This is a genomic window from Trichocoleus sp. FACHB-262 (genome assembly GCF_014696035.1).
Taxonomy (GTDB): domain Bacteria; phylum Cyanobacteriota; class Cyanobacteriia; order FACHB-46; family FACHB-46; genus Trichocoleus.
In genome coordinates, this window is the sequence record NZ_JACJPK010000097.1 from 104,941 (window position 1) to 122,777 (window position 17,837).

Consider the following 17,837-nt stretch of genomic DNA (forward strand, 5'->3'; position numbering starts at 1 on the left):
TACCTACTGAAGCGTGAAGTGAAGACGAAGCGCTCCATCAAACTCTAGCGATAGTTGGAATTTGCGATGGAGCGCCAGAAATGCTAGTTCGCGATCCTGATGAATTACGTAACTAGCTAGGAAACACTGCCCCTTCCGCGATCGCAGTTGAGGCAGTGTTACAGCTATAGAGTGATAGCCTCCAGATTATTAGACAAACGGATGACCTTCAACAGAAACTTGCAGGGTATAAGTTTGCCCAGGATTTGGTGGATTACCAAATAACTGACCACCAGAGAAGCCAGCTCCAGATTGGCTAACCCCCACAATGTAGACTTGGTTCGCAGTCAGGTTAGTTGCTTTGATGTAAGCATCGGCTCCAGAGGCACTACCAAGGCCACCATTACTGGTTGACGCATTGTCATTCTGTACTACTAAAGCTCCTGTCTGATCAAAGAGGAAGAGTTGCGTATCGATTGACCCTGTTGCTTTCACACCAAAGTCAATGTCCAGAATTGCGGTCGGACCTCCTGCTGTAAATGAGTAGTAATCAAATGTCCCATCTCCTGTAGCAGAGACAGTTGCGTGAGGAATCGTCGTCGAATTCTCGATATTGTTATCGGAACTCTTCGAGAAGATGAACGGGCTATCTAGGTTGCGAGCTACCACAAGATTGACAGTACCCGTAGCAGTACCACCCTGAGGATCGCGAACGATGTAGCTAAAGCTATCGTTGCCGTTGAAGCCTGACCTTGGTATGTAATTGAACCCACCATTCCCACGAGTGATAGTGCCGTTCACAGGTGAGCTAGCGAGACCAACAATCCTCAAGCTGCTTTGTAGATCATCATCATCAAAGTCATTGGCTAGGAGATTCGTATCGCTGAGCGTACGCGACGCACCTTCTCCCACTACAAAGTAGTCAGTACTCGTAATCGGCAAGTCGTTCACAGGCGCGATCGCGACATTGACTGTGGCAGTCGCCGAGCCACCACGACCATCCGAGACCGTGTAGGTGAAGCTATCTGTGCCACTGAAGTTGGGATTGGGATTGTAGCTAAAGGTGCCATCGCCGTTGTCAGTAACAGCGCCGTTGCTGCCCTGTGTAGAACCAGCGATCGTGAGGAAATCACCGTCTACATCCGTGTCGTTTGCCAATACGTTAACGGTGACAGCCGCATCCTCATTAGTCGTAACAGCATCGTTCACCGCGATCGGTAGATCGTTAACTGGGCTAATAGTGATGTTGACCGTAGCCGCCGCAGTACCACCGTTGGCATCATTCACCACATAAGTGAAGCTATCGGAGCCGTTGGCATTGGCATTCGGAGTGTAAGTGAAACTGCCATTCCCTGCGCTTGTGATACTCCCCTTACCAGGGTCAGTGAAGTTAATCACAATGAGCGAATCACCATCGGCATCAGTGTCATTAGTAAACACATTAAATGTCGCTGGGGTGTCCTCATTAGTGGTCACACTATCGTTGCCCGCGAGCGGAGCGTCATTCACAGGATTAATCGTGACATTCACAGTACCGGTTGATGTGCCACCTCTGCCATCTGTAATGCTGTAGGTAAAGCTATCTGTACCGTTAGCATTGGGATTTGGTGTGTATGTAATAGTGCCGTTGTTATTGCGCACCACGCCCCGACTAGCTGGACCAAAATTGAACAGCGTGATTGGGTCACCGTCAGCATCCGTGTCATTGGTAATGACATTGATCGTGCCAGAAGCATCCTCATTGACGGTCAAGACATCGTTGACAGCCACTGGTAAATCGTTGACAGAGGCGATGTTGATCGTAACCGTTGCACTGGCAGAGCCACCATTGCCATCATCAACGACGTAGGTGAAGCTGTCGCTGCCGTTAGCATTCGGGCTCGGCTGATAGCTAAAGGCGCCGTTGTTGAACGTCAATGCTCCCTTGGTGGTCTCCGTGAAGCTAATCACAGTCAGCGTATCCCCATCCGCATCCGTGTCATTGGCCAGGATATTGATAGGAGTAGCCGCAGCATCTTCATTGAGGCTGAGGGTGTCATTGCGAGCAATGGGAGCATCGTTAATCGAGTTAACCCCAACGCTGACCGTGGCCGTGGCAGTGGCACCAGCAGCATCACGAACGGTGTAGGTGAAGCTGTCAGAGCCGTTGAAGTTGGTCAGGGGTTGGTAGGAGAAGTTGCCGTTGCCGAGGTTTCTCACCGTACCGCGACCCGCTTGAGTGAAGCTGAGGACGCTAAAGGTGCTGTCAGCATCCGTGTCATTGGCAATGACGTTGATTCTGCCTAGGGTGTCTTCGTCTAGCGTCAAGCTGTCGTTCACCGCCAGAGGAGCATCATTGAGGGAGCGAATAACGATGTTGACCGTGGCAGAAGCAGAGCCGCCTTGACCATCATCGATGACGTAGGTGAAGCTGTCGCTGCCGTTAGCATTGGGACTCGGCTGGTAGGTGAAGGTGCCGTTGGCGTTGTCGGTGAGTGTCCCTCGGGTGGCATCTGTGAAGCTGACGATGGTGAGGGGGTCGCGGTCTACATCGGTGTCATTGGCAATGACATTGATGAGAATCGCTGCGTTGTCCTCGTTGATCGTCTGACTATCGTTGCGAGCAATGGGAGCATCGTTAATCGAGTTAACCCCAACGCTGACCGTGGCCGTGGCAGTGGCACCAGCAGCATCACGAACGGTGTAGGTGAAGCTGTCAGAGCCGTTGAAGTTGGTCAGGGGTTGGTAGGAGAAGTTGCCGTTGCCGAGGTTTCTCACCGTACCGCGACCCGCTTGAGTGAAGCTGAGGACGCTGAAGGTGCTGTCAGCATCCGTGTCATTGGCAATGACGTTGATGCTACCTAGGGTGTCTTCGTCTAGCGTCAAGCTGTCGTTCACCGCCAGAGGAGCATCATTGAGGGAGCGAATAACGATGTTGACCGTGGCAGAAGCAGAGCCACCTTGCCCATCATCGATGACGTAGGTGAAGCTGTCGCTGCCGTTAGCATTGGGACTCGGCTGATAGGTGAAGGTGCCGTTGGCGTTGTCGGTGAGTGTCCCTCGGGTGGCATCTGTGAAGCTGACGATGGTGAGGGGGTCGCGGTCTACATCGGTGTCATTGGCAATGACATTGATGAGAATCGCTGCGTTGTCCTCGTTGATCGTCTGACTATCGTTGCGAGCAATGGGAGCATCGTTAATCGAGTTAACCCCAACGCTGACCGTGGCCGTGGCAGTGGCACCAGCAGCATCACGAACGGTGTAGGTGAAGCTGTCAGAACCGTTGAAGTTGGTCAGCGGCTGGTAGGAGAAGTTGCCGTTGCCGAGGTTTCTCACCGTACCACGACCCGCTTGAGTGAAGCTGAGAACGCTAAAGGTGCTGTCAGCATCCGTGTCATTGGCAATGACGTTGATTCTGCCTAGGGTGTCTTCGTCTAGGGTTAGCTCATCATTGACGGCCAGAGGAGCATCATTGAGGGAGCGAATGACGATGTTGACCGTGGCAGAAGCAGAGCCACCTTGCCCATCATCGATGACGTAGGTAAAGCTGTCAGAGCCGTTAGCATTGGGACTCGGCTGGTAGCTGAAGGTGCCGTTGTCGGCGAGTAGCGTCCCCTTGGTGGTTTCTGTGAAGTTAATCACAGTCAACGTGTCCCCATCAGCATCCGTGTCATTGACCAGGATGTTGATAGGAGTAGCCCCAGCGTCTTCGTTGATCGTCAGGGTGTCATTGCGGGCAATGGGAGCATCGTTAACCGAGTTGACAGTGACATTCACTGTGCTTGTGGCAGTAGCGCCTCTGCTATCACGAACGGTGTAGGTGAAGCTGTCAGAGCCGTTGAAGTTGGTCAGCGGCTGGTAGGAGAAGTTGCCGTTGCCGAGGTTCCTCACCGTGCCACGAGCCGCTTGGGTGAAGGTGAGAACACCTAATGTATCGCCATCAACGTCGCTATCATTGGCTAGGACGTTGATGCTGCCTAGGGTGTCTTCGTTGGTAACTAGATCATCACTAATGGCTGTTGGAGCGTCGTTGCCAGGCCGAATGGTGAGATTGACGGTTGCTGTGGCTGTGCCTCCCCGACCATCATCAATGACATAGGTGAAGCTATCTGAGCCATTGAAGTTTTCATTGGCTTGATAAGTGAAGGTGCCATCAGTATTGGGTGTCAGGGTACCATTGGCAACTTCAGTAAACTCAGCTACATTGAGCCGATCACCTTCAAGGTCAGTGTCGTTAGCTATCACATTAAAGGTGAACGCTGTGTCTTCATTACCCGTGAACCTGTCATTTCTAGCAACTGGTGCGTCGTTGACGTCCTCTACGGTAATGTTGACGGTGGCTAGAGCGGTGCCGCCTCTGCCGTCATTGACTCGGTAGGTAAAGCTATCGCTGCCGAAGAAGTTGAGCCTTGGTGTGTAAGTAAAGACGCCGTTGTTGTTGACAACGGTACCATTTCTAGGATTAGTCCCTACAGAGAATGCTAGTGAGTCACCATCGACATCGCTGGCATTATCTAGCAGGTTAATGGCGATCGCGGTTTCTTCACCAGTGCTGACATCTTCATTCGTTGCGACAGGCCGATCATTAACAGGTGTGACTGTTAGCAGAACCGTTGCTTCAGCTGTACCCCCTTGAAGATCATCAACTACATAAGTGAAGCTGTCAGTGCCGCTAAAGTTAGTAGTTGGTGTGTACGAGAACGTACCGTCACCGTTATTAACAACAGTGCCGTTAGTTGGGTCAGTGTTGCTTGATACGGAGAGGGGGTCACGATCAACGTCACTGTCGTTGGCTAATACATTTGGAATCGTGACAGATCCAAGGACTGGGTCTTCACTGGTGGTGAAGCTATCATTCCGGCCTACTGGAGCATCGTTGACATTATCAACAGTAATTGAAACCCTAGAAGTAGCCGTTCCTCCCCTACCATCGCTGACCGTGTAGGTGAAGCTATCACTGCCAAAGAAGTTAACATTTGGTGTGTAGTTAAAAGTTCCATCACCGTTGTTAGTAACCGCTCCATTTCTAGGATTGGTTGCAGTAGCAAACGTGAGAACATCTCCATCAACATCACTGGCGTTATCAGTGAGGTCAATTGTGATTGCTTCTTCCTCATTCGTGGTAACTGCATCAGGCGTTGCTGTAGGCCGATCATTAATTGGGTTGACCGTCATAATGACCGTAGCTGAACTGATGGCACCGGTTGGATCAGCAACGGTATAGGTAAAGCTATCTGTCCCACTAAAGTCAGTGGGAGCCTGGTAAGTGAAGCTGCCATTGTTATTGACAACGACAGTTCCGCCTTGGGCGCTGTTAGTGTCAGAAACACTAACAATCAGGCGATCGCCATCAATATCAGTGTCGTTTCTTAGTACCCCGTTCGTAGCAGTGATCGAGAGCCGAGTGTCTTCATTAACGGTGTAGGCGTCATTCCGCGCTGTAGGAGCATCGTTAACGGGCGCGATCGTAAGATTGACAACGCCGTTTGCAGTACCACCTCGACCATCACTAATCGTGTAGGTAAAGCTATCTGTCCCACTGATGTTGGCATTTGGTGTGTAGAGATAGGTGCCATCTCCTTGATCTACCAGTGAGCCCCGACCTGGTTGAGCAAAGCTGGTAATAAACGGGATGTCTCCGTCTGGATCAGAATCATTACCGAGCAACGTCGGATCAATCGTGATCAGAGTTTGAGTGTCTTCATTGACAGCGATCGCATCGTTGCCCGCAATGGGAGCATCATTAGTCGAATTGACAACAATGTTAACCGTTGCGCTAGCTGTGCCGCCGTTAGCGTTATCTCTAATTGTGTAGGTAAAGCTATCACTACCGTTAAAGTTGGCATTAGGCGTGTATGTGAACGTCCCACTGCCATTACGGCTTAGACTGCCTTGGGTAGGTTGGCTAAACGTATTGATGCTAAACGGATCGCCGTCACCATCATTGTCATTCGCCGTAAGAAGATTACTGCCGAAACTGAGTTGTGCATCCTCATTAGTTGCGATCGTATCGTTATTGGCAACCAGAGGATCTTGAACAGAGTTGACGATGATGCGAACAGTCGTTGAAGCTACGCCACCATTGCCATCACTGATGGTGTAGCTAAAGCTATCCGAGCCATTGAAGTTAGCCCTAGGCGTATAAACAAACGTGCCATCACCTGCGCTAGTTAGTGATCCATTGGCTGGCTGCGTGTTACTAAGCAGCGTAATTAGATCACCCTCAGTATCAGTGTCATTGGCAAGTACGTTGAAGCTAGCGCTAGCCGTATCTTCATCCGTCGTGACACTATCAGCATTAGCAACCGGAGGTCCATCGTTAACTGAATTAATAGTCAGATTAACGACTCCCAAGGCAGTACCCCCATTGCCATCGCTGACAACGTAGGTAAAGCTATCCGTGCCGTTGACATTGGCGTTCGGTGTGTAAGTAAAGGTGCCGTTGTTGTTGGTTAGCGAACCCCTAGAGGGCAAACCTACGCTCGTAATGGAAAGGCGATCACCCGGATCTGGATCGGTGTCATTATTTAGAAGCGCCGCACCGCTGATCAGAACTGCTGTGTCTTCGTTCGTGGTAAAGGCGTCACTACCAGGTACGGGAGGTCCATCATTAACTGGAGCAACTGTAATATTGACTGTGGCAGAAGCATTACCACCTTTGCCGTCGGTGATGGTGTAAGTAAAGCTATCCGTACCACTGTAATTAGGGCTGGGCGTATAGGTCAGGAATCCATTGCCGTTGTCAACAACTCGACCATTCCCTGCTTGCGAGAATCCAGTAATGATCTTGGGATCTCCATCGGCATCGGAATCATTTGCTAATAAAGTAGCAGTGCTAATGGCGAATGCCGTATCTTCAGTCGCGCTAACAGCATCATTGGTTGCTACAGGGACGTCGTTAATGGAATTAACGATTAGCCTAACTGTGGCGGTTGCACTGCCGCCTGCACTATCACGAATGGTGTAAGTAAAGCTGTCGCTGCCGTTAAAGTTGGAGCCAGGGTTATAGGTGAAAGTGCCATCCCCATTGCCTACGACGCTACCTTGGCTAGGCTGAGTAAAGCCGTTTAGGAAGATTTGATCGCCATCCGGATCAGTATCATTCCTGGTTAAGTCAGTAAACCTGAAGGGGAATGGTGTGTCTTCATTCGTCGTAAACGCGTCGTTACCAGCGATCGGTGCGTCTTGGATGGAGTTGACAGTAATGTTGACTGTGGCAGTCGCTGTTCCTGTGCGCCCATCGCTAACGACATAAGTAAAGCTATCGTTGCCGCTAGTATTAGCGTTCGGTGTGTAAGTTAGGGTACCGTTGTTGTTGGTAACACTACCTTTGCTAGGTTGACCAAAACTAACCAGGGTCAGTGGATTACCATCTGGGTCACTGTCATTGGCCAAGGGATTGACTGTGCCCGGTGTATCTTCGTTGATCGTCAGCGCATCATTGTTTGCGGCTGGGTCTAGGTTAACTAAGTTAACGGTTAAGTTAACGGTGGCAGTGGCGGTTCCTCCTTTCCCATCACTAACGAGATAGGTAAAGCTATCAGTACCAAAAAATCTTGCTGTAGGGTTGTAAGTAAAAGCACCATTGTTACTAGTGATCGTGCCGTTAGTAGGCTGACGACCGACCCCTGTTACTAAGAGAGTATCCCCATCCCCATCGGTGTCATTGATGAGTAAGTTAGCAAAGCTAAGAATGAGAGGTGTATCTTCATTCCCTGTGGCAGTATCGTTTCCAGCAGTAGGAACATCATTGACTGGATTGACTGTGAGGGTGACTGTACTGCTCGCTACTCCACCAAAACCATCACTGACTGTGTAGGTAAAGAAATCAGTGCCGCTGAAGTTGGGGCTAGGAGTGTAGGTAAATGTGCCATCTCGATTGTCAACCAACGTCCCATTAGCAGGGAGCGTGAAACCTGCGATCGCAAGTGTGTCTCCATCGCGATCGCCATCGTTTGCTACCAGGACAGGCGTGATCGTGACACTATCTTCGTTTGCAGTAAAACTATCCCCATTAGCAACTGGCGGCGTATTAATAGCAGCGCGACCTTCTCGCCGACCAAATAGGATGTAATGCCGGAAACCACTCTCAAAGAATCCACTTGTAACCGCATTGGCTACATCTGGGTTGTGGGCTAAATAGAACTGCTCATTGTAGAGAAGACTAGGATCGCGGGTGCCGACTGTATCAGTCTCGAACTGACCGAAGCGAACAAAATGTTCGTATCCACTACTGAATTGCCCGCCTTGAACCCCTGAGGTGACATCTGTGTTATTGGCTTGGTAGAAAGCCTCATTAAATATAGGACTGGGAGAGCGCGTGGAGGGAGCTTCTACTGATCCAGGATTTTGGCCCAACTCAGATTGCCCAAACTGAATGAAGTGCTGAAACCCACTCCTAAACACTCCTGCTTGAACAGCTGCTGCAATATCTGGATTGTTGGCTAGATAATAACCTTCATCATAGAGAGGGCTAGGAGCACGACTAGGGCTGCTACTTAACTCAAACTGGCCAAACTGAATGAAGTGCTCAAAACCACTGCTAAAAAATCCTTGGCGAACGGCTTCTGCGACATCTGGATTGTTGAAGAGGTAATAACTCTCCTCGAACAGGTCGCTGATACTCAGGGTCATGCAATTTACCTACTACTGAAGCGCGAAGTTAAGATGAAAAGCTGAAATACAAAAAAACTGAAAATTTTTAAAGAGGCACCAATATGAATCAGGATGGACAGAATTGGTGTCAAAATTAACACTGTGACGATCTAAAAATTATTTCGAATTGTCAGTAACTCCAAAGGCGTAGGGAAATGTGTTTCGATTTCTAACGAAGTTGGACTATTTATTGCGAGAGACACTGCTTGGCCTTCGTCGGGGAGGGTGGATGAACTGGGCTGCGGTCAGCACAGTAACTGTGTTGCTCTTCCTGTTTGGCATTAGCTTACAAGCTTCTTGGCAACTGGAAGGCCTGTTGGGTCAATTTGGTAGCCAGTTAGAGGTGTCGGTTTACCTGAATACAGGGGTGGAGGCAACAACACTGGAACCTATTGTGGAGGCACTGCCAGAAGTAATTGCTGTAAAAGCAATTTCTAAAGAGGAGGCTTGGGCCGCGTTAGTCAAAGAAATGGGAATCTCAGACATTGCAGGTGCAACGCAGCAATTAAACGGCAATCCCCTTGTAGATGAACTCAAGGTGAAAGCCCGCACCTCTGAGGGCGTACCAACTTTAGCCGAGCAATTGAGAAAATTGCAAGGTGTTGAAGAAGTTCGATACGTGGATGAAGCCGTTAAGCGTATTGCTCAGCTCAATCAGGGATTGAATTGGATTAGCTTCACGATTACAAGCGTATTAACACTGACTGCGATCGCCGTAATTACAACCACGATCCGCCTAATTGTGATGGCCAGGCGACGGGAGATTGAGATCATGCAGTTGGTAGGAGCCACTACAGCCTGGATTTATCTACCCTTTATCTTGCAAGGGATTACTTTTGGCATTGCTGGTGCAGTGGTGGCTTGGGGTTTGATTAGCGCTGTTCAGCATTTCCTCGGAAACCTGTTAGCTCAACAACCCGACCTGATCCAGTTTCTAACAGATGGCGTACAACTCAGCCCTATTAAGCTGCTCTTATTGCCGCTAGTCCTCCTCAGCTTCGGCGGGTTAGTTGGTCTCATGGGTAGTTTATTTGCGGTGCGTCGCTTTGCCGTTCGCTAAGGGTGAAGATGAAGTCTCAGTGGGAATGCTTGCTAGAAAATCTGGGGGACTGGCGGGGATCGTTTACCCAGCTTGGGCCTGACGGAGAAGTCTTAGCGAATACGCCTACCCTGGTTGCCTTTGAAGGGATTAACAATAATCAAACGATGCGGCAATTGGTGCGTCGTTTTCTGCCAAGTCAAGACGCTTCTGGAAAGCCAGAAATCCAGGACAAAATTTTAGAATATAGCTCTCTCAATCGAGGGACCCTCTTCTTTGAAAATGGTGCTTTCTCGCAAGGTTCCATGCAGTTCGGGCCGTTTGCGGAGTTTGGTGTTGAGTTAGGTCTAATTGCTGGGGACCAACGATTGCGTCTGGTGCAGTTATTTAACCGAGATGGAAATTTCCATCAGTTGACTCTGATTCGAGAAACCCGAGCTGGAACGGAAGTGGTTGAGCGGCCTCTGCTACAGTTGCCTGACTTGTTGGGGGAATGGCAAGGGGAGGCTGTGACCATTTATCCGGATTGGCGATCGCCTCATACCTATCCCACTCGCTTAAAGCTGCATCAAGAGAGTCCTGAGCGACTAGTACAGCAATTAACTTTTGGAATAGGAGATGCAGCTCGGACCATCACTTCAACAGCAAGGATTGATGGGTCTATTCTTCATTTTGACCAAAGTGCTCAGGCAGTAAGGGTTTTGTTGTTACCCAATGGGGCTTCTTCTAATTGTCCTCAGCACCTGCAAGTAGGGCAGCCGTTTGTCCTAGAGGTTGGCTGGTTAATTGAGCCTGATTTGCGTCAACGTATGGTCCGTCGCTACGATGCCCAGGGAGGTTGGAGCAGCCTCACCCTAGTGACCGAGCAGAAAATTTCGGCTGCAAACTGAGTTACCTGAATCAGTCGATACTGACGCCTCTAAAGGTTGTTGGACGTTTGCGTCCTACCACAGGCGCAACCTCAACTTCACGCGCTTGAACTCGATGGGGCTGGAAGTACTTTTGCCACATATCGGGAGCATTCAAAGTTTCACCACCGTGAGATGTGAGACGTTGCCGCACTTTACAGAGCACTGGCGTATTGATGCAAGCTCCTGAAATAATCACTTGTCCCTTAGTCAGGGCAGGTAACTCCTTTAGTAAGTCTCGACCTGCTGCTTCAACGCCGTACTTCAAACTTTCCTGATCTACTGGGTTGACAATCCGCATCAGAAACTGACTCATACATTGAGACAGAACGTCAGCATCCAACTTGCCAGGACGCTGCGTGATCAGCCCTACCCCTAAGCCAAACTTGCGCCCCTCGCTCAAGATTGTCCGCAAGACAGCTTTACAACGAGAAGGCTCGTGAGCTGGAGCAAAGCGATGAGCCTCTTCAATCAAAATAAACACAGGGTAGGGCAAATAGTTTTCGTCTTCAGGTGTCAACAGTTCCTTCTGCGTGTTCATGCGAGCATGGTTGGCTTGACGCAAGACAGCCGCACAAATCACCTGTTGTTCTTCTTGGCTAATCTCGTTCATTTGCAACACAGTGACTTGTCCGGGGGCAAACAAATCTTTAGGAGTCAGGTGCTCGAAGGCATGAAAATAGGGCGATCGCTCCAGTCGCTCTAACTTCCATTCCAGAGCAGGGGCTGAAGAACCTGCTTTCTCATTCCCTTCTTCATCGGTTTGCTTATCTGCTTCATAGACCGCAGCAATTAAGTCTTGTACGTCCCAGCGGTACTCGCCACGTTTATGCCGTTTGACTAAGTTGAAAGCTTTGTTCAAAATCGACTGCTGGCGATCGCTCATCTCTGGCAACAACATCAAAATGTCGTAATAGTCCAAAGAAGAAATGCGAATTCGGATACTATCGGGCCGTAAAATCTTCACTTCAGGTGAGTAGCCATCGGCAGCAAAGGCAGGATGGCCGCGCATTTGCTCCAGTGTGCTGTATTCACCGTGAGGATCGAAAATTAGTACCGCTGCTCGATTGTAGGGCCGCAACAATTCCTCAACGAGCACCCCAGCAGTGTATGATTTGCCAGATCCTGTACCCGCTAGAATCGCCATGTGCGTGCTCACCAGCTCTTTCACATCTAGCACGATCGGCACCGCTTCACCTTCGCGCAGCAAAATTGAGCCGATCTGGGCTGCTCCAATGTCATCAGGCTGCTTTTTGTTGAGAATTGTTTGAAGTAGTGCGTCGCTGGCTAAATGAACTTTGGCCCCTGGATCAGGGCTTTTACGAGGATTCATGAACCCCAGATTGCGATCGAAGTAACCAATGACTTCGACAGTTACCTCGTAAATCTCGGGATTGGGATAGGCAAAGCCCACTAAAGCTGCGATCGCGTCTGGACTAATTTCTGTATCGGCAAAAATGCGATCTGGTAGGTGGTCAATCAACCGCAGAGCAGCAATTTTGCCCAAAATTTGAAGCGTGATTTGTGCCTTATCTCCGGCTGCTTTAAGGGCGGTCTCATAGTAGACAAACTCACCAATCTTGACCTGCTGATTATCCGTAGTGATAAACACGTACTGATTCCCATTCTCCCCTGGCCCTTTTACTGTTCCAATCGCGTTGGGGATAGGCTGCATAGCCGAAGAAAGTTGTTGTGAGTTCATACGGAGTCTCTACAGCAAGAGCAGTTCTTATGTATCAACATAACGGTAAAGCTGACAATATTTGCCTCTAATCAAAAATCGCCGCGAAATCACGGTTACTTTTACCACTGAGGCCAGGGTAATCTGAGCGAGCGGAATACGAAGAATAAGCAAAGACTAAGCCCGAAAAACAACTCCTGACTTGCTCTAAATTAATCAAGCCAACCTGCTAGAGACTAAGTGCAGATGGGAACCTTAACCTTAAGCGGGGTGGCTACGTAGGTAAAGCTAGCTGAGAATTTGTAGTTCATGATGGACTCCCAGGAAACAAGAGAATTCGCCGCGCAGCACTCAGCAAGTGTTTCCAAGCATCATGGAACTCAAAGCCAACTCCGGCATGCTCCGCCTTTAGAAACGTTGCTACCTGTAGAATCGCAAGTTCCTGCTACTAGAACAGGTGCTTTGCGACCGCCTGATTCAACGAACCTGGTTTTGGCGCAGGACACCCTGTCTCTATCCATGCCCCATGTTGTAAGCTACGTTCCCCTTCTGCAAAAGCTAAGTCATATTTTGGTGACTGCTGCTGAACCAGAAGTGATTTTACAGAAAATTACCCAAACTTTAGGTCAAGCATTTGAGGCAGATTGTTATCTGGCTGTTTGTCCCAATAGCCAATTCTTGCCTCACTCCATTTACTGGTGGCAGGCAGCAGAGGACATAGTTGTCCACCAGCCTCAAGCTCGGCTGGCTAAACATCCAGCGCTAAAGACTATTCTTAGCAGTAGCTCCGCTGAGTTATGTAATATTTCTGATTTAGCAGCCATTCCATGTGAGACGGGTGCCAAGAATCAATGGGATGGCCCATCAGTTCGGGCTCTTTTAGGCAGTACAACTCAGTTTCACGGTCAGCAAAATGGGGTGGTTGGTTTAGTTCGATCGCAAGCTCACCATTGGACAACTACAGAGATGGCGAATTTGAATGGTGTGTTGCCCCAAGTCGCGATCGCCATTTCTCAATTTCATACTCAACATCAAATTCAGCAGCAAAACTGTCGGCAAGCCTTGATTGAGCAGTTGACTGTAGCCGTTCGCAATGCTCTAGAACTAAATCAAATTCTAAAGTTAGCTACTGAGGGAACTGCCCAAGCTCTACAGGTAGACCGCAGCTTGCTATTAATGCTCAAATACTCTGACCCAATGGTCAAAAGCCGATCCCTAGAGCCATCGCTTAGAGTTAAAGCTTCAGTTGTGTGTGAGTGGCTGAACCCTACTTCAAATAGTCATAATCAGTCACCTGTTTTGGCTCCAGTACTGAATGAAGGATTCTGGATTTCAGAATGTGTCCTGAGTCAGCAAGCATTTTCCAATCCCAGCAAGCTAGTAGTAGTAACCAACGGATACGAATCTTACCTCACAGGTCCTCCAGAGGGCGTGGCTTCAGTTTTTGCCCCAGAGACTTTTCCTACTCTCGTGATGGTGCCTTTGGAAAGCCAGGGAACGATTTTGGGATTTTTGATTTTACAGCATAGCCAACCTCGGAGTTGGGAACCCGAAGAATTAAAATTTCTGGAGTTGGTCGGGGCGCAAGTGAGCACCGCCATTATTCAATCTCAGACTCTGCGACAAGTACAAGCTTTAGTAGAAGAGCGCACTGCGCAACTAAAGCGGAGTCTAGAGGTTCAAGCAAAACTTTATGAGCGAACTCGCAAACAGATCGACCAACTGCGTCAGCTCAATCAGCTTAAGGATGAATTTTTGAGCACCATGAGCCATGAGTTGCTCACTCCTTTAACCAGCATGACCTTAGCAATTCGGATGTTGCGGCAAGCAGAACTGTCGCCGGAGCGCCAAAATAAATACCTTGATATTCTGGAGCAGCAATGTAATCAAGAAACAAACTTGATCAATGACCTGCTAGCCTTGCAAAAGCTAGAGTCTAATCAAGCTTCTGTTTATCTGCAAAAAGTTGACTTCAAAAGTTTGATTGATGAACTAGTAGAATCCTTTGAAGAAAGGTTGGCAAGTAAAGGCTTAACCCTCACTACTGACTTACCGAAGCGATCGCTAATCTTACAAACCGATTACGACAGCTTAAACCGTATCTTAGTAGAACTCCTAACCAACGCTGGCAAGTACGCAGAGCCTAACAGCATCATTCGTCTGGTTGTCGCCCATCCATCTGAGTCGTCAGACAACCAAATAGTCTTAACCTTGTGCAACACAGGTCCTGGAATTGCAGAGGAAGAACAGCCCTACATTTTTGATAAGTTCCGTCGAGGTCAAGGCGTAACCCAACGAGCAGTGCAGGGGACAGGCTTGGGGCTTGCTTTGGTGAAATGTCTAGTCCAACATTTGAATGGTGCGATCGCGGTCGCCAGTCATCCTCTGCCCGCAACAGACAGTTGCGAAACTTGCTTTACATTAACTTTGCCGCACACTTTCAATAGTGCTAATCCCTAATCTTCTCAAACTTGTAGTTTTGATCGGAAAAACTTGTGATTAATGAATTCACTTCCAACTTAGATCCTGACTTATCAGCAAATGCTGAAGTTCAAGCAGCAATGCTGAACCTGACCACCGAAGTTGTTGACCCAGCACTGCTTCAAGCCGTAGAAGTTAAGACTGAGCAAGTTGAAGGAAGAAAGCGAAGAATCTCTGCCAAAATATCCATTCCTCGTCAAGTGGAACAAGTTTGGCAAGTTCTGACTGACTATGCAGCCTTGGCTGAATTCATTCCTAATCTAGGTAAAAGTGAGCGCTTAAAGCATCCTCAAGGCGGAATTCGCTTAGAGCAGATCGGTACTCAACGTCTGCTACGGGTTAACTTCTCAGCTCGGGTCGTCTTAGATATTGAAGAAGTATTTCTGCAAGCAATTCACTTCAATATGGTTGAAGGAGACTTTAACGCATATTCAGGCTGTTGGCGGCTGGAACCTGAAATGAAAGAAGATAGGTCAGGCACCAGCCTTAGCTATACCGTACTAGTCTGGCCTAAACGGACAATGCCGATTGTCTTTTTAGAGCGCCGCTTACAGCACGATTTGCCGTTAAATCTCTTAGCTATTCGTCAGCGAGTAGAAGAGTTATTTAGCTAAGTACTTGCAGAGCAATAAATCAAGCTTACTTTTAGCAGCTTCTGAAATTTTATCTAGAGGTGTGAGAATGGCATACTTCAAGGCTGAGTGGGCGTCAGAAGTTGGTGGATTTTCACTAAGACGACGTACCGTTTCCTGAATCACTCGCTGAGCGTTAACTGCATTGCGTTGCAAGTTAGCAATGACCATATCTACCGTCACACTGTCGTGATCTGAGTGCCAACAATCATAATCTGTAACCAGCGCTAGGGTCGCGTAAGCAATCTCTGCTTCTCTCGCCAACTTTGCTTCTGGCAAGTTGGTCATCCCAATGACAGTAGCATCCCAGCTGCGGTACAAATGCGATTCAGCTTTGGTGGAGAATGCGGGCCCTTCCATACAGACGTAGGTGCCGCCTTGGTGTAGGGTTACATCTGGCAAATTCAAGCTATTGACACCATCTGCTAAAACTTGAGCAAGGCGCAGACAAACTGGGTCGCCAAAGGCAATATGAGCCACGATGCCATCGCCAAAAAAGGTAGAAATACGGTTTTTAGTGCGGTCAATAAACTGGTCGGGCACCACCATATCTAGCGGTTTAACTTCTGCCTTTAAGGAACCAACAGCAGAAGCTGAGATTAAATACTCTACGCCCAAGCTTTTCATGGCGTAGATGTTGGCTCGAAATGGGAGTTCCGATGGTAGAAGATGATGGTTTCGGCCATGACGCGCTAGGAATGCAACGCGAGTTCCTTCTAAGCTTCCTAAAATGAGTGCGTCTGAAGGCGGGCCAAATGGTGTTTCTATATGTAACTCTTCTACATCCTTCAAAGCTTCCATCTTGTAGAGGCCGCTTCCACCAATGATGCCGATCTTTGCCTGAGCCATTTTTATTTCCCTGTATTTCCCAAGTAGCATCGCCAAGCTATTCTACTGGCAAGAGGGACATTCATTATATAATTGCAGCCTATAGTTTTAGGTGAAATCATAAAACGATTTTATGAAATGTTCTGATGCCTGCTAAGTTTGTAGTGCATCAAGATAATTCTTATGAGCATGTCTGGTGACCCAAAATCAGGTTCCGTAGAAATGCAGTTGTTGGGGATTCGGGATAAAGAATAACTTTAATGTGCAACTGTATAGCCCAACCAAAAGACGAAAGTTATATAGATTGACTCACGAATAGAATAATTTGTTTTGAGCTAAATCTAGTTTCTCTGCCCTGTACAAGCTTTTAGTCTTTTACCTCAGTGATGGAAAACTATCGCAAGGGTCGCAGTTAAATATGCTACATATCACAGCCCTAGCTGCGAGGGGCTGGTAAGACTAAAGAAGACTTTATCTGGTGCTTATCAAGTTCACTGCTCTACCACCTGAATCTCGTCATGCAAACTACCGCCACCAATGAACTCAAGAGTGAAAGCTTACAACTGTTGCGAGAGTACCAGAAAAACCCCTCCGCGAAACTTCGGAACCAACTAGTTCAACTCAATTTAGGACTTGTTAGGAGAGAAGCACATCATTGGATTAACCAATGTACAGAAAACTATGAGGACTTACTTCAAGTTGGCTCTATCGGTTTAATTCGGGCGATCGAGCGGTTTGATATGTCGAAGGGACACGCGTTTAGTTCCTTTGCTATTCCTTACATTCGAGGTGAGATTCAACATTACCTCAGAGATCGGGGTTCTTCGGTGAGAATTCCTCGTCGTTGGCAAGCACTACAAAAACAAGCAGCTTGGGCAATTCAGAATCTGCAAACTCAACTTAACCGCCAACCAAGCGATGCAGAGGTGGCTACAGAGTTAGAGATTTCAGTATCAGAATGGCAGGAAATTAAATTAGCTTTAAAAAACCGTGCACCTCTAAGTCTTGATGCACCTGTACGGGACGAAGATGAAGGGTCCGCCTCTCTAGGAGAACTAGTTCCTGATAATCGTTACCGCAGCTTCCAACTGGCTCAGGAAGATCAAATTCGCCTACACCAAGCTTTGTTCCAATTAGAGAGTAGAACTCGTGAGATTTTAGAGTTTGTTTTCTTGTATGACTTGACTCAAAAAGAAACTGCTGAGCGTTTAGGAATCAGTGCTGTTACGGTTTCTCGGCGAGTCAAGAAAGGACTGCACTTACTTAAAGAATCAATGGCTACTGTGGAAGAGTAAGTTGGCTTCAATCTATTGATTGTTTCTTTGCTTTGGGTTGGTTTAGGAATATGAAACTGTAAGCCAATCGCTGATTTTCAGAGCTTGCCTTTGATGGGGTTGACTCATAAATCGTGTTAGTAAGCGGTAGTTAATCGAAAAGATTAAGTTGGCGATCGCAGAGTAGTTTCATTAACCAAACCATACGCATTCTCAAATAATGAAATTTGAGCTTGTACTACAAAAAGCATCTATCGAACGATAGCTTTAGGGTTGAAGAAACTTTCAAATAGCAAGTTATTTGGTGCTGTTGCCGAGCTTACCCATTTTCTCGCTGGATCTTACTCTCTTCTTGAAACTTTACGTTAAAAACGGGCAAGT

8 protein-coding genes are annotated in these 17,837 nt (G+C 48.1%); 5 read left to right on the forward strand and 3 right to left on the reverse strand.

The window, feature by feature from the left end; translation table 11 throughout:
• Nucleotides 1–189 precede the first annotated feature (189 nt).
• Nucleotides 190–8,592, reverse strand: coding sequence for a tandem-95 repeat protein (locus tag H6F68_RS22830; protein WP_190562553.1), 8,403 nt, complete (start codon nt 8,590–8,592; stop codon nt 190–192).
• 250 nt (nt 8,593–8,842) lie between these two features.
• Between H6F68_RS22830 and H6F68_RS22835 the strand changes: the two genes are divergently transcribed.
• The gene (locus H6F68_RS22835) at nt 8,843–9,673 is read left to right on the forward strand and encodes an ABC transporter permease (RefSeq protein ID WP_199300253.1); all 831 of its coding nucleotides are present in this window, start codon (nt 8,843–8,845) and stop codon (nt 9,671–9,673) included.
• A gap of 8 nt (nt 9,674–9,681) precedes the next feature.
• The gene (locus H6F68_RS22840) at nt 9,682–10,542 is read left to right on the forward strand and encodes a DUF3598 family protein (protein ID WP_190562557.1); all 861 of its coding nucleotides are present in this window, start codon (nt 9,682–9,684) and stop codon (nt 10,540–10,542) included.
• Between the two features lie 10 nt (nt 10,543–10,552).
• Here the strand turns inward: H6F68_RS22840 and H6F68_RS22845 are convergent, their stop codons facing one another.
• Nucleotides 10,553–12,262: an ATP-binding protein gene (locus H6F68_RS22845; protein WP_190562559.1), complete on the reverse strand. Its 1,710-nt coding sequence runs from the start codon at nt 12,260–12,262 to the stop codon at nt 10,553–10,555.
• Nucleotides 12,263–12,550: 288 nt separating this feature from the next.
• On the opposite strand from H6F68_RS22845, the gene H6F68_RS22850 reads away from it, so the two are divergent.
• Nucleotides 12,551–14,701 carry a GAF domain-containing sensor histidine kinase gene (locus tag H6F68_RS22850; RefSeq protein WP_190562561.1) on the forward strand — a complete coding sequence of 717 codons (2,151 nt, stop codon included), beginning with the start codon at nt 12,551–12,553 and terminating at the stop codon, nt 14,699–14,701.
• Nucleotides 14,702–14,736: 35 nt separating this feature from the next.
• The gene (locus H6F68_RS22855; RefSeq protein ID WP_313930216.1) at nt 14,737–15,336 is read left to right on the forward strand and encodes an SRPBCC family protein; all 600 of its coding nucleotides are present in this window, start codon (nt 14,737–14,739) and stop codon (nt 15,334–15,336) included.
• Here the strand turns inward: H6F68_RS22855 and H6F68_RS22860 are convergent.
• Nucleotides 15,325–16,203, reverse strand: a complete 879-nt coding sequence (locus H6F68_RS22860) for an S-methyl-5'-thioadenosine phosphorylase (protein WP_190438054.1) — start codon at nt 16,201–16,203, stop codon at nt 15,325–15,327. The genes H6F68_RS22855 and H6F68_RS22860 overlap by 12 nt on opposite strands.
• A gap of 497 nt (nt 16,204–16,700) precedes the next feature.
• Between H6F68_RS22860 and H6F68_RS22865 the strand changes: the two genes are divergently transcribed.
• Nucleotides 16,701–17,477 carry an RNA polymerase sigma factor SigF gene (locus H6F68_RS22865; RefSeq protein WP_190438057.1) on the forward strand — a complete coding sequence of 259 codons (777 nt, stop codon included), beginning with the start codon at nt 16,701–16,703 and terminating at the stop codon, nt 17,475–17,477.
• Nucleotides 17,478–17,837 lie beyond the last annotated feature (360 nt).